This window comes from Mesorhizobium sp. M4A.F.Ca.ET.020.02.1.1 (genome assembly GCF_004022645.1).
GTDB lineage: Bacteria > Pseudomonadota > Alphaproteobacteria > Rhizobiales > Rhizobiaceae > Mesorhizobium.
In genome coordinates this window covers 1-409 of sequence record NZ_RZOI01001420.1, presented here as the reverse complement: position 1 = coordinate 409, position 409 = coordinate 1, and the positions used below count along the sequence as shown (strand labels likewise).

Below are 409 nucleotides of genomic sequence, written 5' to 3'. Positions count from 1 at the left end.
CGCACCACCCGCCACGTCACGACCACTCTCGATGGTGACGCCTATTACCAGCGCTGCATCGGCATCCTCGCCGACATCGAGGACGCCGAGGGCGGCTTCGGCGCGCATGAGGTGCGTGGACGGCTCAGCATCGACATCAACGGCAACCTGGCTCGTACCGTCGTCATCCCGGAACTGCCAGCGCTGCTCGCCCGCTATCCTGGGCTCAGCTTGCATATCGGCGAGGGCGACCGCCTCGTCGATCTCGTGCGCGAGGGCGTCGACTGCGTGGTGCGCGCCGGCACGCTGCCGGACAGCGACATGATCGCGCGCCGAATCGGCACGGCGCGCGAGGCGACGCTCGCCAGCTCCGACTATGTCGAGCGCCACGGCCTGCCGCGTGACCTGGACGAGCTGGCCGGCCATGTGA

General features: G+C 69.2%; 1 protein-coding gene. It reads left to right on the top strand.

Translation table 11 applies throughout. The annotated features are described in order from the left end of the window. The coding region (locus tag EN742_RS37480; protein ID WP_245492508.1) for a LysR substrate-binding domain-containing protein at positions 1–409 on the top strand (409 nt) is incomplete at both ends.